Annotated in this window: 16 protein-coding genes and 4 pseudogenes; 13 read left to right on the forward strand and 7 right to left on the reverse strand. The window is 61.8% G+C overall.

All coding sequences use genetic code 11. The features are described 5' to 3' along the window. Nucleotides 1-43 precede the first annotated feature (43 nt). The 5 genes and pseudogenes from pgi to G7076_RS03270 all read left to right on the forward strand — a co-directional run bounded on the left by pgi (nucleotide 44) and on the right by G7076_RS03270 (nucleotide 6,495). Nucleotides 44-1,554: pseudogene (gene pgi / locus G7076_RS03250) on the forward strand (glucose-6-phosphate isomerase). Further along, nucleotides 1,551-2,384, forward strand: a complete 834-nt coding sequence (locus G7076_RS03255; RefSeq protein WP_166200386.1) for a pepsin/retropepsin-like aspartic protease family protein — start codon at nucleotides 1,551-1,553, stop codon at nucleotides 2,382-2,384. The pseudogene pgi and the gene G7076_RS03255 overlap by 4 nt, the downstream one beginning before the upstream one ends. Beyond that, nucleotides 2,381-3,721 carry a glutathione-disulfide reductase gene (gorA, locus tag G7076_RS03260; protein ID WP_166200388.1) on the forward strand — a complete coding sequence of 447 codons (1,341 nt, stop codon included), beginning with the start codon at nucleotides 2,381-2,383 and terminating at the stop codon, nucleotides 3,719-3,721. Before G7076_RS03255 ends, gorA begins: the two co-directional genes overlap by 4 nt. Continuing rightward, nucleotides 3,718-5,306: pseudogene (locus tag G7076_RS03265) on the forward strand (NAD(P)/FAD-dependent oxidoreductase). Before gorA ends, G7076_RS03265 begins: the two are co-directional and overlap by 4 nt. Next, a pseudogene (locus tag G7076_RS03270) lies at nucleotides 5,303-6,495 on the forward strand (CoA transferase). The pseudogenes G7076_RS03265 and G7076_RS03270 overlap by 4 nt, the downstream one beginning before the upstream one ends. Here the strand turns inward: G7076_RS03270 and G7076_RS03275 are convergent. Together G7076_RS03275 and G7076_RS03280 are read right to left on the reverse strand one after the other, a co-directional pair. Continuing rightward, nucleotides 6,492-7,214, reverse strand: a complete 723-nt coding sequence (locus tag G7076_RS03275) for a hypothetical protein (RefSeq protein WP_166200390.1) — start codon at nucleotides 7,212-7,214, stop codon at nucleotides 6,492-6,494. The pseudogene G7076_RS03270 and the gene G7076_RS03275 sit on opposite strands and share 4 nt — an antisense overlap. Continuing rightward, complete coding sequence (locus G7076_RS03280; RefSeq protein WP_166200392.1) at nucleotides 7,211-8,431, reverse strand: toxic anion resistance protein; 1,221 nt, start codon at nucleotides 8,429-8,431, stop codon at nucleotides 7,211-7,213. Before G7076_RS03280 ends, G7076_RS03275 begins: the two co-directional genes overlap by 4 nt. 210 nt (nucleotides 8,432-8,641) lie before the next feature. Between G7076_RS03280 and G7076_RS03285 the strand changes: the two genes are divergently transcribed. From G7076_RS03285 to G7076_RS03295, 3 genes are all read left to right on the forward strand, one after another. Further along, nucleotides 8,642-9,913 carry a Tad domain-containing protein gene (locus tag G7076_RS03285; RefSeq protein ID WP_166200394.1) on the forward strand — a complete coding sequence of 424 codons (1,272 nt, stop codon included), beginning with the start codon at nucleotides 8,642-8,644 and terminating at the stop codon, nucleotides 9,911-9,913. A 70-nt stretch (nucleotides 9,914-9,983) separates the two neighbouring features. Next, nucleotides 9,984-10,451: a TadE/TadG family type IV pilus assembly protein gene (locus tag G7076_RS03290; protein WP_166200396.1), complete on the forward strand. Its 468-nt coding sequence runs from the start codon at nucleotides 9,984-9,986 to the stop codon at nucleotides 10,449-10,451. Beyond that, nucleotides 10,448-10,858, forward strand: coding sequence for a TadE/TadG family type IV pilus assembly protein (locus G7076_RS03295; protein ID WP_166200398.1), 411 nt, complete (start codon nucleotides 10,448-10,450; stop codon nucleotides 10,856-10,858). The genes G7076_RS03290 and G7076_RS03295 overlap by 4 nt, the downstream gene beginning before the upstream one ends. On the opposite strand, the gene G7076_RS03300 is transcribed toward G7076_RS03295, so the two are convergent. Then, nucleotides 10,855-11,622 (reverse strand): enoyl-CoA hydratase, encoded by a 768-nt coding sequence (locus tag G7076_RS03300; protein WP_166200400.1) that lies wholly within the window; start codon nucleotides 11,620-11,622, stop codon nucleotides 10,855-10,857. The two genes, G7076_RS03295 and G7076_RS03300, sit on opposite strands and share 4 nt — an antisense overlap. Before the next feature lie 83 nt (nucleotides 11,623-11,705). Here G7076_RS03300 and fsa point away from each other — a divergent pair, with 83 nt between their 5' ends. From fsa to G7076_RS03325, 5 genes are all read left to right on the forward strand, one after another. Continuing rightward, nucleotides 11,706-12,359 (forward strand): fructose-6-phosphate aldolase, encoded by a 654-nt coding sequence (fsa, locus tag G7076_RS03305; protein ID WP_166200402.1) that lies wholly within the window; start codon nucleotides 11,706-11,708, stop codon nucleotides 12,357-12,359. A 22-nt stretch (nucleotides 12,360-12,381) separates the two neighbouring features. Beyond that, on the forward strand, nucleotides 12,382-12,975 hold the full coding sequence (locus G7076_RS03310; RefSeq protein WP_166200404.1) for a DUF484 family protein: 594 nt from the start codon (nucleotides 12,382-12,384) through the stop codon (nucleotides 12,973-12,975). Continuing rightward, a complete protein-coding gene (locus G7076_RS03315) occupies nucleotides 12,972-13,904 on the forward strand; it encodes a tyrosine recombinase XerC (RefSeq protein WP_166203317.1) in 933 nt (310 codons plus the stop codon). Before G7076_RS03310 ends, G7076_RS03315 begins: the two co-directional genes overlap by 4 nt. Before the next feature lie 61 nt (nucleotides 13,905-13,965). Then, nucleotides 13,966-16,158, forward strand: a complete 2,193-nt coding sequence (locus G7076_RS03320; protein WP_166200406.1) for a TonB-dependent receptor — start codon at nucleotides 13,966-13,968, stop codon at nucleotides 16,156-16,158. Between the two features lie 5 nt (nucleotides 16,159-16,163). Next, entirely contained in the window at nucleotides 16,164-17,219 is a 1,056-nt protein-coding gene (locus tag G7076_RS03325; RefSeq protein ID WP_240913948.1) for a PepSY-associated TM helix domain-containing protein, read from the forward strand. A 73-nt stretch (nucleotides 17,220-17,292) separates the two neighbouring features. Here the strand turns inward: G7076_RS03325 and G7076_RS03330 are convergent, their stop codons facing one another. From G7076_RS03330 to rsmI, 4 genes and pseudogenes are all read right to left on the reverse strand, one after another. Continuing rightward, a complete protein-coding gene (locus G7076_RS03330) occupies nucleotides 17,293-17,673 on the reverse strand; it encodes a UrcA family protein (protein ID WP_166200410.1) in 381 nt (126 codons plus the stop codon). 262 nt (nucleotides 17,674-17,935) lie between these two features. Beyond that, nucleotides 17,936-18,541 (reverse strand): DedA family protein, encoded by a 606-nt coding sequence (locus tag G7076_RS03335; protein WP_166200412.1) that lies wholly within the window; start codon nucleotides 18,539-18,541, stop codon nucleotides 17,936-17,938. A gap of 3 nt (nucleotides 18,542-18,544) precedes the next feature. Then, nucleotides 18,545-19,503, reverse strand: a pseudogene (gshB, locus tag G7076_RS03340) (glutathione synthase). Between the two features lie 168 nt (nucleotides 19,504-19,671). Further along, nucleotides 19,672-20,511 (reverse strand): 16S rRNA (cytidine(1402)-2'-O)-methyltransferase, encoded by an 840-nt coding sequence (gene rsmI / locus G7076_RS03345; protein WP_166200414.1) that lies wholly within the window; start codon nucleotides 20,509-20,511, stop codon nucleotides 19,672-19,674. Nucleotides 20,512-20,525 lie beyond the last annotated feature (14 nt).

Genomic DNA, 20,525 nt, shown 5'->3' on the forward strand with positions numbered 1-20,525 from the left:
AGCGGGCTGGCAATATCCTTTCGGCTGGGTCAAGAGCAGCGCGATGCCCGAAAAGACAGACGCCTCCGATCCGTTTGCCGCGCTTCACCGGCTTGACGTCACCCCGCTCTCCAACCTGTTCGAGGTCGATCCCGAACGGGCCGAACTTCTGAGCGTCGATGTCGCGGGAATGCACTTTGACTGGTCGAAGACGCATCTCGACCAGGCGTGGCTAAGTACATTTGAAGAGATCGCCGAAAAGCAGGGCTTCGCGCGCAAGAGAGAGGCACTGTTTTCCGGCGAGATCGTCAATCCGACTGAAGATCGCCCGGCAACGCATGTCGCCGAGCGCGGACAAGGCGATCCGGCGCACGTCTCCGCGGCCGCTGCCCGCCATCAGCGCATGCGGTCCCTTATCGACGCCATCGAGGGCGGCGCTTTCGGCGACGTGAGCGGAATCCTTCATATCGGCATCGGTGGATCGGCGCTTGGTCCGGAACTGCTTCTGGACAGCCTCGGCCGTGCGTCTGGCAATGTCGGGGTCAGCGTCCTGAGTAATATCGACGGCCAAGCGGTCGACGATGCGACCGACCCGCTGGATCCCGATTCAACCATGATCTGCGCGGTATCGAAGACATTCACGACCGCCGAGACGCTGATGAACCTGAATTCTGCGCTCGGCTGGATGAAGGAAGCCGGCGTGGACGACCCCTACGGCCGGGTCATCGCCATCACCGCAAACCCGCAGGCGGCAATCGATTTCGGGATCGACGAGACAAGGATACTCCCTTCGATGAAGGTGTCGGCGGACGTTATTCGCTGTGGTCCTCTGTTGGTTTTTCGGCTGCGCTGGCGCTTGGATGGGAGGTCTTCGAGGAACTGCTTGAAGGCGCAGCGGCGATGGACCGCCACTTCCGCCTGGCACCCCCGTCAAAAAATGCGCCCGTGCTCGCAGCGTTCGCGGACCTGCTCTACACGCAGCGGATGGGGGCAGAAACGCGCGCGGTGTTTCCCTATGACGAGCGTCTCAGGCTGCTTCCGTCCTACCTTCAGCAGCTCGAGATGGAGTCTAACGGAAAGTCCGTGACAGCGTCAGGCGAGCCCATTGCCGCGAGTGGTGCGATTACATGGGGTGGCGTTGGGACGGACGCGCAGCACGCCGTCTTCCAGCTACTCCACCAAGGCACCCACCTTGTTCCGGTCGAGTTCCTCGCCGTCGTCGAGCGCGCGGATGACCAGGATCGCGCGCACCATCGCTTATTGCTTCTCAACTGCTTCGCACAGGGCGCTGCGCTGATGGTTGGCGACAAGAGTGACGACGCTTACCGCAATATGCCTGGCAATCGCCCATCGGCCACGATCCTGGTCGATAGGCTTGATCCGGCAACCCTGGGCGCGCTGATCGCCTTTTATGAGCATCGGACGTTCACGGCGGCCTCGCTGATGGGGATCAATCCTTTCGACCAATTCGGGGTAGAGCTCGGCAAGCGCCTGACGCGGGAACTTGACGATCCAGAGCGTGTTGCAAGCTTCGATCCGTCGACCCGCTCACTGATCGAGAAAGCTCGATTGTGAGCCGAACGATCCTTCCTGCCGTAGCCCTGTTTTTTCATGCTTCGTCCGGTGCGGAGCCGCTAATCGTTGATCATGGCCGGTTGTTCGTGCCGATGACCGTAAACGGCCAGCAGACCGAAGCATTACTCGACAGCGGTGCCGAGATGACGGTCATAGATCCGGTGCTGGCCCGCAGGGCCGGGATCTTGGCCGGAGCACAGGTCGAAATGAAGGGCACAGGCGCGACCAGCGCCAAAGCCAATTTTGCACATGACGTTCGGATCGCAGCAATTGGCGTCGATCTCGGACCGAAGGACGTCGTTGTGCTCGACCTGTCCGAGGTTGCTTCCCGGCTGATCAAGCGACCGACGATTGCCATCCTCGGCCGGGACATCTTCGACAGTGCGCGGTTACGGATCGATCTTCAGCAGAAGGATGTGCGGACACTGGGGAAATATGAAGTGCCCAAAGGGATCGCCCTGCCTCTGACTGGGCACAAGGGGATTGAGAGCATCCCTGTTACGGTCGAGGGGACCGCAGTCGCAGCTGAACTTGATTTCGGAAACGGAAGTCTGCCGATCGTCTCGCGCGGCATCGTCAACAAGCTAGGACTGAAGGTCACGGGTAAGAATAGCGCAGGAGGGATTGGTGGCGCTGTCGATCGCGAGACTGTTGTCCTACCAACCCTGATCGTCGCCGGCGCGACGTTTAGGGACGTTACAGCGACCGTCGATGAGAAGGACGAGGGCCTGATGATGAATATTGGGACGACTATCCTCCGCCACTTTGTTGTGACGACCGATTTCACCGGTCGAGCGGCCTATTTCGAACCTGTGGCGGGCATCCGATGAGCGATTTCGACCTGTTCGTCATTGGTGCCGGGTCAGGCGGCGTGCGGGCGGCCCGCATCGCGGCAGCGCATGGCGCGAAAGTCGCTGTTGCAGAGGAATATCGGATCGGGGGAACCTGTGTCATTCGCGGCTGCGTTCCGAAAAAACTGCTGGTTTACGGCGCGCATTTTGCCGAGGATCTCAACGATGCCGCCATGTTCGGTTGGGACATCAAGCAGTGTCAGTTCGACTGGCCGGTGCTGCGCGACAATGTGCTGGCCGAGGTGGATAGGCTGGAAGGACTTTATCGCCAGACGCTGACCAATCACGGTGTGACGATCTTCGAAGAACGCGCCGTCCTCACTGGTCCGAAGTCCGTTCGCCTAGCGTCTGGCAGGGAGATCTCGGCAGACCGAATCCTCATTGCCACGGGGGCCCGCCCACACATGCCGGCGATCGACGGGATCGAGCACGCATTAAGCTCGAACGAGGTATTTTTGCTCGATCAGCTGCCGAAGCGAGTTGTGATCGCGGGCGGAGGTTATATCGCCAACGAGTTCGCGGGCATCTTTCACCAGTTCGGAAGCCAAGTGACCATCGTAAATCGCACGGACGTTATCCTGCGCGGTTACGACGAGCAGATTCGCGATCGTCTGCTGCAGATTTCGATAACCAAGGGCATCCAGTTCCGTTTCAACGCAGCATTCGATCGCATTGAGAAGAGGGAAGACGGCTCGCTCAAGCTTTCAATGACTGGTTGCGACGATCTCGACGCAGACGCGGTGCTGTTCGCAACCGGCCGGGTCCCGAACGCGCAAGGCCTCGGTCTCGAGGAGGCCGGCGTGACGCTGGGCGACAATGGCCAGGTCAAGGTAAATGAGCGGGCCCAAACGAACGTCCCGTCGATCTTCGCGATTGGGGATGTCACCGACCGCGTTCAGCTGACCCCGGTCGCGATCCGCGAGGGACAGGCGTTCGCCGACCGCGAGTTCGGCAATATCGATCGTACGGTCGATTATTCGGCGATTCCGAGCGCGGTATTCAGCCACCCACCGCTCGCGGGCGTCGGGCTGACCGAAGGCCAGGCTCGTAACAAGCTAGGCTCGGTGCGAGTCTACACTTCCGACTTCCGGCCGATGAAGAATGTGCTGGCGGGCCGAAACGAGCGATCGCTTTATAAACTCGTCGTGGACGAGGCGACTGACGAGGTGGTCGGGATTCACATGATCGGACCGGATTCGCCGGAACTGCTCCAGGTCGCGGCGGTCGCGGTCAAGGCGAAGCTCAAGAAGGCCGATTTCGACGCTACTGTCGCACTTCATCCGTCGATGGCCGAAGAATTGGTGCTGATGAAGTGACGATCGAAGCGTTGATCATCGGCGCGGGCCATAACGGCCTGACCTGTGCTTATTATCTCGCCCGCAAAGGTCTCAAAGTCACGATCCTCGAAGCGGCCGACACCGTCGGGGGCGCCGCGGTTACCGACGAATTCCACCCCGGCTACCGCAACAGCGCGGCCAGCTACACGGTGTCGCTTTTGCAGCCCAAGATCATCCGCGACATGGCGCTGGTGAAGCACGGTTTGCAGGTCGTCCTTCGCAAGACCGACAATTTCCTTCCAGGCCCAAAGGGCAATTACCTCTTAGCCGGACGCGACGGACTGACTCGGCGCGAGCTTGCCCGTCACTACGCGGCCGATGGTGCCGCTTACGACCGCTACAATGCCGACATCGAGACCGTCGTAGGTCTGGTGAAGAAATGGATCTTGAAAGCGCCTCCCGGCACGGGCGCCGGGCTTCGCGGGCTTCCGGCATTGGCGTCATTGGGGAAAGATTTGATCGGCCTTTCGACGGCCGAGATCCGGATCGTCCATGAATTTGCGACCAAGAGCGCGGGCGATATCCTCGACCGCTATTTCGAGGGTGAACTGGCCAAGGCCCTGTTCGCGTTCGACGGAATCGTCGGTAACTTCGCCTCGCCATACACGCCCGGCACGGCCTACGTCCTGCTTCATCACCTGTTCGGGGAAGCAGCGGGCGTACCAGGCGCCTGGGGGCATGCGATCGGCGGGATGGGGGCGATCACACAGGCTATGGCGAAAGCATGTCGTGAGGCAGGTGTGGACATCGTCCTGAACTCGCCCGTGAGCGAGGTGATCGTCGAGAAGGGACGTGCGGCGGGGTTGTCGCGGGCGGCAAGCAATATCGTTCATCGACCGTCGTTGCGGGGGTCAATCCAAAGCTTCTTTTCGACAAGCTGGTGCCGCAAGGCGCGATCCCGGCGAAGTCGCAGCAACACTTTCATCACTGGTCATGCGAGAGCGCGACCTTCCGCATGAACGTTGCACTGTCGAGGCTACCAAACTTCACGTCTCTACCCGGACGCGGCAACCACCTGACGGCCGGAATCATTATTGCGCCTTCGATGGCATACATGGAACGCGCCTATCACGATGCTGCGATCCACGGCTGGTCGCCCCAACCTGTGGTCGAAATGCTGATTCCGACAACCCTCGATCACTCGCTTGCGCCGAAGGGCAAACAGGTCGCGTCGCTTTTCTGCCAGCACTTTCGCTATGCGCTTCCGGATGGGCGCTCCTGGGATGACGAGCGCGAAGCGGCGGCGGATGCGATCATCGCGACCGTCGATGCGCACGCACCCGGCTTCGCCAAGTCAATTGTCGCTCGGCAAATTCATTCGCCGCTCGATCTTGAGCGCCGCTTTGGGCTGATTGGGGGCGACATTTTTCATGGCAAGATGGGATTGGACCAGTTGTTCAGCGCGCGGCCGATGATCGGTCACGCCGATTATCGGATGCCGCTTCCCGGGCTCTATCTTTGCGGATCGGGCGCGCATCCGGGCGGTGGGGTGACCGGCGCGCCGGGGCATAATGCCGCACACGCCGTGCTTGCCGACCGCAAGCCTTGGGGCCGAAAGTCATGACCAAACCTCTCGAAGGCGTTCGAGTTCTAGATCTAAGTCGAGTTCTTGCCGGACCGTGGGCGACTCAGTTGCTGGCCGATCTGGGCGCAGACGTCATCAAGATCGAAAAGCCCGGCGCGGGCGACGACACCCGCCACTGGGGCCCGCCGTGGCACGAACAAGATGGCGCCAAGGTGGCGGCCTATTTCCTGGCCGCCAATCGCGGGAAGAAGTCAGTCGCCATTGATATAGCCCATCCGGAAGGAGCTTCACTCGTCCGGCGGATGGCCGCAGACGCCGACGTCGTCGTCGAAAATTTCAAGGTAGGCGGCTTAAGGAAATACGGGCTCGACGCTGAAGCGCTGCGGATGGCTGATCCGCGACTGATTTATGTATCCGTCACCGGTTTCGGTCAGGATGGGCCTTACGCCGACCGCGCCGGCTACGACTATATCATCCAGGGGATGGGCGGGTTGATGAGCTTGACCGGCCTCCCCGACGACGAGCCGGGTGGAGGACCGATGCGCGTCGGCGTCGCGGTCGCCGACCTCTTCACCGGAATGTACGCCGCCAACGCCATACTTGCCGCGCTCTTGCGCCGCGAGCGATCGGGGAGGGTGCGACGATCGACCTCGCCCTGTTCGACGTCCAAATTGCGATGCTTGCCAATCAGGCCTCGAACGCGATGGTCAGTGGGAAGGACCCGATGCGGCAGGGGGCGGGGCATCCCAATATCGTTCCGTACCAGCCATTTGGGGCGGCGGATCAGCCGATCATTATCGCCGTCGGCAACGACCGCCAGTTTGGGAAGCTTGGGAGAATCCTCGGACATCCGGAATGGACGAATGACGATCGTTTCGCCACGAACGCCACCCGGGTCGCCAATCGCAGCGAACTGGTGCCGATGATTGCGGAAATCGTCGCGACGAAGCCGGCGGCCGAGTGGCTCGCCCTGCTCGACGAAGCGGGCATTCCGGCGGGCCCGATAAACACCGTCAGCCAGGCCCTAGCGGACCCACAGGCGCTCCACCGAGGAATGCGTATCGACGTGGATGGCACGCCGATGGTGGGATCGCCCGTCCGTATAGACGGCGAGCGCCAGGATGCGCCGCTCCCACCCCCTGCACTTGGCGAGCATCGTGATTTGCTGGGAGACTGGATTGATCAGGAAACGCTGGCCGAATTCCGCAAGCGCGGGATCGTCGGCTAGCTCAGGCTCTCATCTTTATACCGGGTCTCGATGAAACGGCCTTGGGTCTCAAACGCGTCAAGATGGTTGCGGGCGAGTTTGTCGCCGATGTCCTTCAGGGCTTGCCGTCCGGCACCCAACGCCTCGACTAGCCGCTCGTCCGCGCTTTTTCCGTCGTCATCAGGAGCAGAGCGGTAGGACGCCGGGACGTGGGCATAGCTGTCGATCAGGCCCGGCAAGTGCTTGGCCATGAGCCGCCTTGCATCCTGCGCATTGGGATCGAGGTCAGGAACGCGTTCGAGTGTCTGGCGGAGCGTCGGCAGCATGGCCGACATGGCATCCACTTCTGCCTGAGCTGGCGCCGGAAGCATCGCGCGCGTGCGATAGATATAGCTGTCGAACCGTTGGACCATTTGCCCGTTTGGCAGGTCCGATGGGACCGTCGGCAGTGGCTGCTGGCGCGTGCCGCCGACAGCCAGCATTGCGGCCACTGCGATGGCTATGCCGACGGCGGCCAGGAAGCCGAACATGCCGATCGGCATGATCAGCCCGATGACGATTGTGATGAGGCTGATGACGCCGATTGCGATGGCTACGCGCTTGGCGGTCGTCGCCAGCCCAGCGTTGAGCCGTGCCTGCTCGCGCCTGGCAGCTGCGCGGACGCTACCGTCGCGCTGGTCCAGCCGCGCGAAAACGGCATTGGCGTGATCAATCTTCTGCGTGACCTTGTCGGGGATCATTTGCTCTCAATGGGCTCGAACGGGGAACTCTGGTTGGTCAGCTTGGCCTGTGCCACGCCTTCCGCGCGGGCAATATAGCCCTTCGATTTCTCGACTTCGGTGCCGAGCGTTTCGACGGTCTGCTTCATGTTGCTCAGCGCTGCGAGCTTGAACGCGTCGATCTGGTCCATCGTGTCATAGATGTTCTGGAATGCGCGCTGTAGCGTTTCGAGAGGGATGGTACTCGACGCCGCCTGCTCGTGGATCGCACCCGTCTGGTGCTTGAGGAGCTCGCCGGTCGTATCGATCATTCCGGCGGTCGTCGTGTTGAGCGCGCCAATCTGTTCGAGCACCAGTTTCTGGTTCGAAAGCGCCTGGGCGACGGTCACCGCAGTCCGAAGCGCCGCGACAGTGGTGGTCGAGGCGCGGTCTACGCCCTTCACCAGCTCGACATTGTTCTTCTTGACCAGGTCCAGGGCGAGATAGCCCTGAACCGTCACCGCCATTTGCGTGAGCAGGTCGGTCGTTCGCTGGCGCGTATAGAAAAGAGCACTCTCGCGGATCGCCTTGGCCTTCGCCGGCTCTGTTGCGTCAAGCTCGTTGGCCTTGTCCTCAAGCTGCCGGTCGAGGCTCTTGGAGATGTGGATCATCTGCTCCAGCCGGTGCATGGTCTTCCACAAATTGGCCCGCTCGGTGTCGATGGCGGCGTTGTCCATCAGTAGTTCGTCCTTGCCATTGGCAAGACGCTGCAGGATCGCGCTGATGTGCGTTTGGCTCGACCGGTACTTGTCGAAATACCGGTTTACACGGTTGCCGAAGGGAATGATGCCCAGGAATTTGCGGGTAGTCATGCCCCTGCCGGCTTCCTTCGGGTCGAGCGCCTCTACCGTCCGGCGAAGCTCCGTCAGGTCGGCGCCAATGCCAGTGTCGCTGTCGATCGCCTTCACCGGCCGATCGAGAAAGCGGTTGGAGGCGCCCGCCGCCTCTGCGATTTCCTTGCGTCCCATCGCGGTTAGCTGGTCGACCTTCTTGCCGAAGTCTGGGCTGTTTGAATCGAGGGCCGCAAGCTCTTCGACGAACTTCGCGACTTTGGTGTCGAGCTCGCTCGTCTCCTCATTCTTCAAGGGAACGAGACCCGATGCTTCCTGGACCGAGATTGGCTGAAGCGCGGCCGGCGGCTCAAGCTTGATCTTGGTCGTCGTCGCGGTGGTCGTTTCGGTTGGCTGCTGCGTCGCCATTGTCGTCACTTCTCCCGAGCCTTGTATCGCCCAGCCTGAACGCGCCGGCCCAGCCGCGCAAGCCTTTCCGGTGTATTATAGATATAATACGGAGAGGCGGCAAGGCTATCGCTGTAACGTGGTTAGCCATTCGTCAACCACGCCGCTGAACGTTTCGCTCACCTTGATTGCGTAGGACTTGCGCCAACCAATCTCACGAGTGGGGTCCAAATGCGCAACATTTTCCGCGAAATCTGGGAAGACAAACGCGGCAATTCGCTGATCATTGCGGCTGCTGCGCTTCCTCTTTTGCTTGGCTCGGCGGGTCTTGCGACTGACACCATCCAATGGGCGCTGTGGAAGCGCCAGCTTCAGCGCGCCGCCGATTCCGCGGCGATCGCAGGCGTGTATGATCGCTATCACAACGACGGAGCGACCACGGGTACTGAGGACGCTGTCGAGCATGACCTCGACCTCAACAACAGCCTGAAGGACAAGGTGGCACTCGTTTCCGGTTACCCCAAGATCAGTTTTCCAGCCGACAATACGGCCCTAAAATTCACCGACCAGGTGACGGTCGAGCTGGCAGTGCAGCGGCCGCTGTCGTTCAGCTCCATGTTCATGACCAACGCCCCCGTCATCAAGACGTCGGCGACCGCCGCGACGGTCCCGGGCGGCGACAAATATTGCGTCGTAAGCCTGGAAAAGGGCAACAAGACCGGCATCCAGGGCAGTGGTAATGCGAACGTCAATACCGACTGTGCCTGGATCACGAACTCCATCTCGAACAACGCTGCGGCTGGCCAAGGGAGTGCTGAGATCTGGGCGACGGCGATCGCTGCAGCGGGCGGTATTGCCCAGTCGGCGAACTGGCATGTCGGCCGATATGACCCGTACGCGCCAGCGCTCGACGATCCATATGCGGACGTCAATCCGGACCCCAGCGACGTGGCCGACAAATGCGGCACGGGCTCACTTCCGGCGATCGCAATCCCGAACGGTGGCGGCAAGACCAAGCCGACGACGATGACCTTCAATCCGGGGTGCTACAGCTCGATCAGCGTGGCGTCCGGCGAGACGATTACGCTCAACCCGGGCATCTACTACATCAGCGGTGGCGGCGTCCTTTTGCACGGTGCCTTGATTGCCCAGGATGGTGTGACAATCGTCCTCACCAACCGCGATACTTCGCCAACCGCGACGATCGGCTCGTTCGACATGCAGGCTGGTGCGACCCTGGACATCGAGGCTCCAGACTCGGGCACTTATTCGGGGATTGCGATCTACCAGGATCGCCGCGCAACCGACAAAACCGTTGGTGGCGGCAACATCACCTCATCGAGCCCCAATAAGATCAACGGCAACTCGTCACAGCGGGTCATCGGCGCGCTGTATTTCCCAAATCAGCAGTTGACCTACAACGGCGGGGAACCGCCGCCGCGCAGTGCACACAGTTCGTTGTCCGCCGGATCGTCTTTACGGGCAATAATTCGACCGCGGTAAACCAGTTTACTGCCGACTGCGCGGACAAGGGCATCAAGGACATCGAGGCGTTCCGCGTGAGGCTCGTGGCATGATGCGCAAGCTATCCAGCCTGCGCCGCGACGATCGCGGCGCCGCGATCATCGAACTCGCCATCGTCGCGCCGGTCCTGGCTCTGTTGACTATCGGAGTGGTCGATATGTCAAATGGCTTCGCAACCAAGCTCAAGCTGGAGCAGGCCTCGCAACGTGCGATCGAGAAGATCATGCAGACGACCGGCAATGGAACGGCTGAAGATACCATCATCGCCGAGGCGGCGCACCAGGCCGACGTACCGGTCGAGAACGTTACCGTCACTTATCGCCTGGAGTGTGATGGGACCGTTCAGGACGATCCGGAAGGCGAATGCCTGGAGACCCAGCAGACAGCGAAATGGGTGACGGTCACCGTCAACGACCAATACGAGCCCTTGTTCGCGATGCAGTTGTTCAAGTTCTCGGGCCTCGAGTCCGATGGCACCTATCACATCAGCGCCAAGGCAGGGATGCGGACGCAATGAAGAAGCTTTTCAAGTTGAGGCGCTTCGACGATCGCGGCGCTGCCGTCATCGAAATGGCTTTCGCGCTGCCAATTCTCATCATGATGATGTGGATGATCGTCCAGCTTGGGCTGGTTTTCCGGGCGATGTCGGGAATCAATCACGGCCTCGGCGAAGGCGCGCGGTTGGCCACGCTCTATCCGCAGCCGACGGATGACGCGATCAAAACGAAAATTTCGGATGCTGTTTACGGGATTGGCCCGGGAAGCTTTACCATCAAGGACCCGGTCGCAGGTGTGGATTTGGGCGCAAACTTTCTCGATTTGGAAGTGACCTATACGCAGCAAACTGATTTGCTGATCGTCCCAGGCCCCACAATCAACGTGACGCGGTCGAAGCGCGTCTGGGTAGCCCCGGCCGAAGCTTAAGCGCTGCGGGCGCGCGCGGCGAAAAAGGCCGCGATCGCCTGCTTCACCTCATCGGACGACAGCCGCTCGGCGAAATGTCCGTTTTCCAAGTCCATCCGGCCAAGTATTTCGTCTGTCACTTCGCGGCGCAGGAGCCTCTGCGTCTGGCGCAGGGCCTCGGCCGGCTTAGCGCGTAACCGCTTCACGATGTCGTCAAGCGCCACCGCAAGCTCGCCCTTGGGGACCAAATGACTGGCGATGCCAATGTCGAGCGCCTGCTCAGCGCTAATCGGCTCGCCGAGAAGCAGATGACGTGCGGCGGCTCGGCGCCCGGCCAGTCGCGGCAGGATCAGGCTGCTTGCCGCCTCCGGCACCAATCCCAGATCGACGAACGGCATGACGAGCCGTGCGCCTTCCTCGACAAGGACCAGGTCGCAATGGAGGAGCATGGTTGTACCGATACCAACCGCATTGCCCCGAACCGCCGCGATCGTCGGCACCTGATTCTTCGCCATCGCCCGAAGGAATCGCCACACGGGGATGTCGGTATCGGTACCGGGCGACGGCAACTCCTGTAGAAAGTCGGCGAGATCGTTGCCGGCCGTGAAATCTTCGCCAGCACCCGTTATGACGATGACCCGGACGGCGGAATTCTCCGCGGCGTGTTCGACGGCATCGGCAAGCGCGGCGTACATGGCGACTGTGATGGCATTTCGCCGCTCGGGCCGGTTGAGGCGGAGCGAAAGCACGCCCGCTTCGTTGGTCACCTCGACATGGTCGGTCATCGGCAGCGCCCCTTTTGCCCTATTAAGCCGCACCCGCTATCATCACGCAAATCTCTCCGAAAACGTAAGGACAGCCCGGGCTCATGAAGTTTTTCGCCGATACCGCAGAGATCGATGACATCCGCAAGCTCGCCGAAAGCGGTCTTCTGGACGGGGTGACGACCAACCCGTCGCTGGTCAAGAAATCGGGCAAGGACTTTCTTGACGTGGTTCGGGAAGTGGCAAGCATAGTGCCCGGTCCGGTCTCTGCGGAGGTCGTGGCGCAAGATTATGACGGGATGATGCGAGAAGCCGAGGTGCTTCGAAAAATTGCGAAGAACGTCGCCGTGAAGGTGCCCCTGACCCCCGATGGCCTTCGCACATGCAAGGCGCTGTCCGGTGACGGCACCATGGTCAATGTCACGCTCTGCTTTTCTGCCAACCAGGCGCTTCTCGCAGCCAAGGCAGGCGCGGCGTTTATTTCCCCATTCCTCGGGCGCCTCGACGACATCGGCCAACCGGGTATCGAACTGATCGCTGACATCCGGATCATCTACGACAATTACGATTTTCCGACGGAGATCCTGGCGGCGAGCATCCGCCATCCCATTCACGTGCTCGAAGCGGCAAAGCTTGGCGCCGACGTGATGACCGCGCCGCCATCGGTGATCTGGCAGTTGTTCAAGCATCCGCTGACGGATTCGGGCTTGGCCGCGTTCACCAAGGACTGGGAATCGACCGGGCAGCGCATAGCCTAATTCTTAACCCTGCGGCTTTATTGTGGCCGACGTGGGACAACTGATTTCCTTCGAGCAGCACACCGTGGCGCGGCTTCGCGCGGCGGAGTCGGCCCGTGCCGACTTGCTCGCGTTCGCGCGGGGACATTCCGAAGCCGTTGAGTCGATACACTGCGCCGTCCTCCAGGCGCTTTCAGCCGACGCATTCGAGTCGATGTGCCGTGGAGTGGTTGCCGAATGGCCCGTTCTCCTTGGGGTCGATTGCGCGGTGCTCGCGCTTACCGTCGGCAAGGAAGGTTTCCGCATCGACCGCGATGGCGTTGCCCACCTCGATCCAGCGATTTGCGAACGTGCCCGAAAGGGAATGAGCGGTGCGATCATGCGCACTGTGCGACGCGGCCACGCGCTATTCGGCGCAGATGCGTCGATCGTCCAGGCGGAGGCGCTCGTGCCGATCGGCGGAGGCAACAAATTTCCAAGCGGCCTGCTGCTGCTCGGTCAATACTCCGAGGTCGATCCGGGCGCCTCGCATGGCACGCAATTACTTGAGTTCCTCGGCGACGCCCTCGCGGCTATGATGCGCCGGTGGATGATCGAGACGAGCCAGAAGATCGAGGGCGCCCAGCCTCGGTCATAGCCGAGAGTTCGCGCGCGGAAAGCGATCATCATCCGGCGCGAGCTCTTGCGGCACGCTGGCATGGCCACCTCGCCGACGAGCGTCGCCGATCTCCACATACTGTTCGCGCCTATGTCGCGACCGCTCATCGCTTCGTCCATTTCCTCGAAGGCTATCGCGGTGAGGAGATCGGGCGGTTCGGGCTCCTGGGCGTCCAGGCGGCCGATTTGCGAGCATTTCTTGCGGATCGGCGCGCCGCGGGGCTTGCTCCTTCATCCGCCGCCCGGGAAATGTCAGCCGTTCGCGCATTCCTGACTTTTGTCGCCGAAGATATCGGCAATGTCGCGCAACTTCCGCGAACGCGTGCGCCGAAGCGGCCACGGACCTTACCGCGCCCTGCCAGCCCGGAAGATGCGATGGCGCTTGCCGAAGAGGCCGGAGAGGGTCGAGAAGCCTGGATCGGCGCGCGCGATACGGCAATCCTTCTGCTGCTCTATGGATCAGGCCTTCGTATCGCTGAGGCCATGTCGCTAAAGGCCAATGCGCTGCCGATTGGCCGGGCGCTCCGCGTGACTGGAAAGCGCGGCAAATCCCGGGTCGTGCCGGTGGTCGACGCGGTTCGCCAAGCGATCGGCGAATATGCGGCGCTTTGCCCTTATCCGCTGGTGGGCGAGATGCCTCTGTTCGTCGGAGCGCGCGGCGGCCCGCTCAATGCCGATCTCGTTCGCCGGGCAGTTCGTTCGGCGCGAAAAAGGCTAGGGCTCCCTGATAGCCTGACCCCCCACGCGCTTCGCCATAGCTTTGCGACGCACCTGCTGGCCGGAGGGGCGGACTTGCGATCGCTTCAGGAACTACTCGGCCATGCCAGCCTGTCATCGACCCAGATCTATACGCAGGTCGATGCGGCGCAGCTGCTGGATATCTATCGGCACGCCCATCCCAGGGCCTAAGAAATCAGCTATTGATAATCATTCGCAACTAAAATAGCGGAGCTCCAAACAAGGAGTTTCGATGTCTGTTTCGTTGCGTCTCACGCCGTTTGCCATCCTGCTGTTTTCCACGTCATCGCTTGCCGCCCAGTCCGTCGTCGAGGCGGAAGGGGGCGTAGCCAAGAGCGATTCGCAGACCGCCGCCGATGCCAAATCCGTGGACGATCATGCGATCGTCATCACCGGCGCCCGGACGCGGCTCCCGGCGACAGCGCTTCCGCTAACCGTGGATGTCCTGAGCGGCGAGGAGCTGGAAAGACAGGTGGCGGTGTCGGGATCGGTGATCGACGCGCTTTCCGCGCGGATGCCTAGCTTTTCGCCAACTCGGGAGAAGCTCAGCGGATCGGGTGAGACCTTGCGCGGCCGCTCGCCGCTCTATGCCATCAACAATGTTCCGCAGTCGACGCCGATCCGCGACGGCTCGCGCGACGGCTATACGATCGATCCCTTTTTCATTGACCGCGTCGAGGTAATCTACGGCTCGAACGCTCTCCAGGGGATTGGGGCGACGGGCGGCGTGGTCAACCAGGTTACGCTGGAAGCCCCTCGGCAAGACGGATGGACGGCGCAGACGTTGGTGCAGGGGACAGTGCAGGATGGCCTTCACGGCTCCAACATGGGCGGGAAGATCGCCGGCGCGGCGGGCTATCGAAGCGGCGCGTTCGACGTGGTCGCGGGAACCGCCATCGAGCGCCGTGGCGCCTTCCTGGACGGCGACGGCAATCGGATCGGGGTCGATGGGACTCAGGGTGAAATCCAGGACAGCGACAGCTGGTCGCTATTCGGACGATTCGGATACCAGATTAGCCCAACCGCTCGCGTCGAGGTTGTGGCAAACCGCTTTTCGTTAGAGGGCAACGGCAATTACCTGACGGTATCGGGCAACAGGAATACCGATACCCCGGCAACGACGGTTAAAGGCGACATCTTGGGCGACGCGCCGTCGAACAGGGCCGAGCTCCTGTCATTGTCATTCACCGAGGAGGCGCTGGCCGGCGGCGCATTGACCGCGCAGCTGTTCTTCAGCCGGACGCGCGACATCTTCGGCGGCGGCACGTTTGCGACTTTCCAGGACCCGGCGATCGACCCAAGCGGGAAGCTGTTCGATCAGTCGGTCAACAAATCGCGCAAGATCGGCGGAAAGCTTACTTACGAGCGTTTCGTTCCGGGTCTCGAAGCGCTGACGATGACCGCGGGGCTCGATGCCTTGTCTGACCGTACTGCCCAGACACTGGCTCAGACCGGCCGCGAATGGGTTCCCGAGACGACATTCCGAAGCATCGCGCCATTCCTTCAGGGCAACTTGAAGCTGATCGACGGCAGACTGCGGCTCGTCGGCGGTCTGCGCTACGAGAATGTTGAACTCGACGTGCCGGACTTTACCACTCTGGCCTTTTACGGCTCGCGCGACGTGGTCGGCGGCAAGCCCACGTTCGACGACGTGCTGGTCAATGGCGGAATCGTCGCCGAGCCCATTGCCGGGCTTCGTGCCTACGCCAGCTATGCCGAAGGTTATACAATCGCCGACGTTGGGCGGATTCTGCGTGGAATCAGCACCGACGGAGTCGAGGTCGAGAACTACCTCGATCTGAAACCGGTCGTTTCGAATAATCGCGAAGTCGGGGTCGAATGGAAGCGCGGCGCATTACAGGCCAGCGCAACCTATTTCTGGTCGAAGAGCAAGTTGGGGTCGCTGTTGCTTCGCGGCGCGGACGGCATCTTCAGCGTCCTACGCCAGCCAATCGAAATCGAGGGCCTGGAGGTCAATGCCGAGTGGAGGACGCCGCTGCCCGGATTGACGCTGGGCGGCGCCTACGCTGCCTTGAAAGGGCGCACCGACACCAATCAGGATGGTGACCTGGATGCCGATCTCGACGGCGCGAACATCTCGCCCGACCGGCTGAACCTTCACGCCGACTATCGGGCGTCGCGGTGGGATGCACGCGTGGCAATGCGCAGCTATTTCGAGCGAAAATTCGACGGGCAGCCGGCGGTCAACGACTTTGGCGGCTATACCCTGTTCGACGCCGCTGTCGGCTATCGGGTCGGCGCGCATCGCCTGTCGCTGAGCGCGGCCAATATCTTCGACAAACAGCATACGACTTACTTCAGCGATACGCAGGAGCCGACCACCTTGGCGGGCCGAGCCAACGACATGCTGTTCTTCGCCGGACGCGGCCGAACGATCACGTTCGGCCTGACGAGCAGCTTCTAGTCGTGATGAAAACGCTTTCCTTCCTCCATCGCTGGGCCGGTGGAATCATTGGCCTGCTTCTGGCGTTGATCGGTCTGTCCGGAGCGGCACTGGTCTGGGAAGGGGAGTGGATAAACCTTCCCGGCTCCGGTGACCCCGTTATTGAGCGTGTGGATGTCCTGGCCGAAGTGAGCGAAAGGGCGATTGCTGCCGGTGCCACCCGGATCACTTTCGCGAGCGAGGAAATCGGCCTTCATCATGCGGCCTATCCGGGCGGCGCGGGCGCGTATTTCCGACAGGACGGCAGCATTTCCGTGTCCTGGTCAAGCATGTGGGAGCGGCCCGAATTCTGGCTGTTCGACTTCCATCATCACCTGTTCGCTGGCGAAACCGGAGAGACGATCACCGGGATCGCAGGTCTTGCCGGGTTGCTGTTCGTCGTCACCGGGGTGATCCTGTGGTGGCGAAGTCGGCGTGCCTATGAGTTCCGCCTATGGCCGCGGCGATTCCAGCCGGGGCCCATCGTCCGCCATCATCGCGACCTCGGGATCCTCATCGCGCCGTTGCTGCTCATCTCGATGCTGACGGGGATCGGAATGCTCTATCAGGACGCGGCCCGTGCTATTCTCGGCGGAACTAGGACGTCGCCCGCGCCGAAAGTCGAGGAAGTAGTCTCCACCGAACCCGCAGCGATTGGGCAAATGTTGACCAGCGCAAAAGCGCAATTCCCGGAATCCATGATCCGCCGGCTGACCATCCCTTCGAAGCCCGGCACTGCTTATTCGGTGCGCCTGCGGCAGCCATCCGAATGGACTCCGAACGGACGGACGACGCTCTATTTTGATGCGACCGGCACGCTGCTTCGGACCGACAACCCACTAAGGGGTCCGACAGGGGACTTGGTTATCGAGAAACTCTACCCGGTCCACAGCGGCAAGATTGGGGCCTTGCCTGGAAATTGCTGGTGTCACTCTCCGGCCTTGGACTGGGGATGCTCGGGCTTCTGGCAGTCTATTCCTTTTGGTTTCGGAAGGTCTCGTCCCGACGACGGGGCAGGAGCACCGCCAACGAGCTTAAAGTAAAAGCAGCCTGAAAAGTAAGAAGGCGGCCCCGAAATCGGAGCCGCCTCCTCCCGCCGCAGCGACAGGCGATTTGTCAGAGGGAGATTGCAATCGCCTGAACGCCGGTATCCTTGATGTTGTTCTCAGCCATCAACTGGGCGCGCTGGATGGCCGCTTCGATCTGGGGTGTGGCCTTCGCCCATGCGGCGGTCCGGCAGAAGCCGTCCGACTGGAACGTCGCATAGCTCTCGGAGCCGTCGCACACCGCATATACGGCAGTACTCACGCGGCGTTTGAGAACCCGCTGGCCATCGCGGTTCGCCAGGTCGAGATCGGCGAAGTGAACGAGCCGGGTTGGAATTTCCGTGGCGTGAATCACGACCTGCTCCGCAGAGGCGGGGGAAGCCAGCGTGACGACCCCTCCGGTAGTGACCGCGACCGCGGCGCCGAAAGCGAGAATCTTGCGGAATTTCATGACCGACCTTCCTTTCTGCCCCAAGGGGACGGAAAGGCTTTTCGCGCATCGGGCTTAACCCTGTCATGTAACTTTCGTTAAGTTAGAGGGGGCAGTTTCGACGAGCGTCGCAAACGTCGCCGAAAGGCTTTGTGACGTCGACGAGCGGCCGGGATGTGACGGTTGCGAGGCGGCGATCCGTGGGGACTGACCACCGCCTCGCGATGTCAGCGCAATGCCAGTCGGCCGATGAAAGGGGCCTTACCCTTCCATCCATTATGGATCAGTCGCGTCGACGCCGGCGATGGGTCCAGACGCGCCAGAGATAGCCGAGCGCGAGCACGGCAAGGATCGCGTTGGAGGCCGGACCGATAATGCTGTCGATATCGCGATAATTTTCGCCGAGCTTGTAACCTGCACCGGCAAGGAGCGCAGTCCATCCGGCGGTGCCGAGGGTCGATGCAATGAAAAAGGTCTTGAAGCGCATCCTCAGCAGGCCGGCGGGAACCGAGACCAGCGAGCGGACCGTGGGAAGCATCCGACCGAGGAAGACGAAGAAGGTGCCGTGGTCGCGGAACCAGACTTCCGCCCTCTGCACCTCAGGCCAGGTGATCGTTATCCAGTGGCCGTGCCTGTCGATCAATGGATGAAGCCTCTCGATGCCGAGCGCCCGGGCAGCGAGATACCAGGTGATGTTGCCAAGCATCGCTCCGGCGGTTCCGCAGGCGACAACCGCAGCGAAATTCATGTTTCCCTGACCCGCTGCGACTCCAGCAACGGGCATGATCACTTCCGACGGGATTGGAGGAAAAATAGTCTCGAGGAACATCAGGAACGCGACCCCGAGATAGCCTGTCTGCTCGATCAGGCGGACGACCCAGTCTGCCATTGCTCAGGCGTTCCCGCCGCCGGCCCTGGCCTCGATCGCGTCCCAGATCAGCCCGGCAGTGTCGGTCCCGTTGAACCTGTCGATGGCGACAATGCCGGTCGGTGACGTGACGTTGATTTCCGTCAGCCATTCGCCGCCGATGACGTCGATCCCGACGAACAGCAGGCCGCGGCGCTTAAGCTCGGGCTTGAGCGCGTCGCAAATCTCTTGTTCTCGCGGCGTAAGTTCGGTTTGCGCGGCCTTGCCGCCGACTGCGAGGTTGGAGCGGAACTCCCCTTCGCCGGGGACGCGATTGATTGCTCCCGCAACCTCGCCATCGACCAGAACGATCCTTTTGTCGCCTTCGGCTACGGAAGGAAGGAAAGCCTGGATCATGTGCGGCTCGCGCCAGGCCATGTTGAACATCTCGAACAGCGAGGCGAGGTTGGCCCCGTCGCTACCGACTTTAAAGACGGCTTTGCCGCCGTTGCCGTGAAGCGGCTTGACGACGATTTCGCCATGCTCGGCGAGGAACTTGCGCGCGACGCCGACGGAACGGGTGATCGCGGTTGGCGGCATGAAGCGGGCGTAATCCAGCACCCAGACCTTTTCCGGCGCGTTGCGGACGCTGGCGGGATCGTTGACGACCAGGGTCTCGCCCGGATTCGCTCGAGCAGATGGGTGGCGGTGATGTAGCCAAGGTCGAACGGCGGGTCCTGGCGCATCAGCACGACATCGGTGTCTCGGCCGAGATCGATGATTTCGTGCTCGCCGAAGCGGTAATGATCGCCGGCCTTGCGCTGAACCTCGACGGGACGCGCCATCGTCCACAGCCGTTCGTCGACCCAACTCAGATCCTCTGCCGCATAATGATACAGCCGGTGGCCGCGCGCCTGCGCCGACAGCATCAACGCAAAGGTCGAATCCCCTTCGATGTTGATGGTATCCAGCGGATCCATTTGGACGGCGACAGTGAGGCTCATGGCTGGAGCCGACTAGTGGAGGGGCGGGTCTTTGTCATCCCCGCCGGACATTGGACAGATGGTGCGGCCAGCGGTCAGGGAAGATGGATAAGGCGTCGACGCGAAAGCGCGGCCACCAGGCCACAAGCGATTCCGCGCGCCTCCCGCGCTTCTCATCGAGCAGCCCGTTCAGCTCTCGTCTCCAAGCTCTAGCGCGCGAGCGTAAGCGCGCTTGCGTGGGACGCCCAGCCGGGTAGCAACATCGGCGGCAGCGCGAGAGACGCTTTGATCGGCCATCGCCTCGCGCAGGGCAAAATCGAGTGCGTCGTCGCTGGGCGCTTCGGGCTGGGCGGGCGGGCCGACGACAATGACGATCTCGCCTCTGGGCGGGTTATCCGCGTATCGCTCAGCGAGCTGGGCGAGCGTCCCGATCACCGTTTCCTCGTGGAGTTTGGAGATCTCGCGAACCACAGCGCCGTCGCGCTTGCCGAGGCCCTCGCGAAGCGCCGCGAGGCTTTCCGCGAGCCGTGGGCCGCTCTCGTAGAAGACGAGGCTAGCACGGATGCGCGCAAGCTCGGCGATTGCATCGGCGCGGGCCTTGGCCTTGGCCGGAAGGAAGCCGGCGAACAAGAAGCGGTCGGTAGGCAGACCAGCAAGCGTGAGCGCAGCGATGGCTGCGCATGGTCCGGGGACGGTGTGTACCGCATAGCCGGCGGCGCGAGCCGCACGAACGAGCTTGTAGCCGGGATCGGAGATAAGCGGCGTCCCGGCATCGCTAATCAGCGCCACCGCCTCGCCGCCGAGGCGGGCCAGTACCGAATCGCGAAGCCCCTCGTCACTGTGGTCGTGATAGGCCTGCATCGGCGCCTTGGACCCAGCATGGGCGAGAAGCTTTGCACTGACCCTTTTGTCTTCGGCGAGGATCAGAGCTGCGTTGCAGAGCGTTTCGGCGGCGCGCGGGCTCAGGTCGGAAAGATTGCCGATCGGGGTCGCGACGATATAGAGGCCGGGCGAAAGGGGGGAGGACATTTGCAGGACCGATA

It is taken from the genome of Sphingomonas sp. HDW15A (genome assembly GCF_011301715.1).
Lineage (GTDB): Bacteria > Pseudomonadota > Alphaproteobacteria > Sphingomonadales > Sphingomonadaceae > Sphingomicrobium.

What these genes read in the sequence shown, in the direction of transcription:
- G7076_RS03275 (WP_166200390.1), bottom strand. Translation starts at nt 7,214, where the DNA reads ATGATCCCCGACAAGGTCACGCAGAAGATTGATCACGCCAATGCCGTT.
- fsa (WP_166200402.1), top strand. Translation starts at nt 11,706, where the DNA reads ATGAAGTTTTTCGCCGATACCGCAGAGATCGATGACATCCGCAAGCTC.
- gorA (WP_166200388.1), top strand. Translation starts at nt 2,381, where the DNA reads ATGAGCGATTTCGACCTGTTCGTCATTGGTGCCGGGTCAGGCGGCGTG.
- G7076_RS03330 (WP_166200410.1), bottom strand. Translation starts at nt 17,673, where the DNA reads ATGAAATTCCGCAAGATTCTCGCTTTCGGCGCCGCGGTCGCGGTCACT.
- G7076_RS03300 (WP_166200400.1), bottom strand. Translation starts at nt 11,622, where the DNA reads ATGACCGACCATGTCGAGGTGACCAACGAAGCGGGCGTGCTTTCGCTC.
- G7076_RS03280 (WP_166200392.1), bottom strand. Translation starts at nt 8,431, where the DNA reads ATGGCGACGCAGCAGCCAACCGAAACGACCACCGCGACGACGACCAAG.
- G7076_RS03325 (WP_240913948.1), top strand. Translation starts at nt 16,164, where the DNA reads ATGAAAACGCTTTCCTTCCTCCATCGCTGGGCCGGTGGAATCATTGGC.
- rsmI (WP_166200414.1), bottom strand. Translation starts at nt 20,511, where the DNA reads ATGTCCTCCCCCCTTTCGCCCGGCCTCTATATCGTCGCGACCCCGATC.
- G7076_RS03335 (WP_166200412.1), bottom strand. Translation starts at nt 18,541, where the DNA reads ATGGCAGACTGGGTCGTCCGCCTGATCGAGCAGACAGGCTATCTCGGG.
- G7076_RS03320 (WP_166200406.1), top strand. Translation starts at nt 13,966, where the DNA reads ATGTCTGTTTCGTTGCGTCTCACGCCGTTTGCCATCCTGCTGTTTTCC.
- G7076_RS03290 (WP_166200396.1), top strand. Translation starts at nt 9,984, where the DNA reads ATGATGCGCAAGCTATCCAGCCTGCGCCGCGACGATCGCGGCGCCGCG.
- G7076_RS03295 (WP_166200398.1), top strand. Translation starts at nt 10,448, where the DNA reads ATGAAGAAGCTTTTCAAGTTGAGGCGCTTCGACGATCGCGGCGCTGCC.
- G7076_RS03285 (WP_166200394.1), top strand. Translation starts at nt 8,642, where the DNA reads ATGCGCAACATTTTCCGCGAAATCTGGGAAGACAAACGCGGCAATTCG.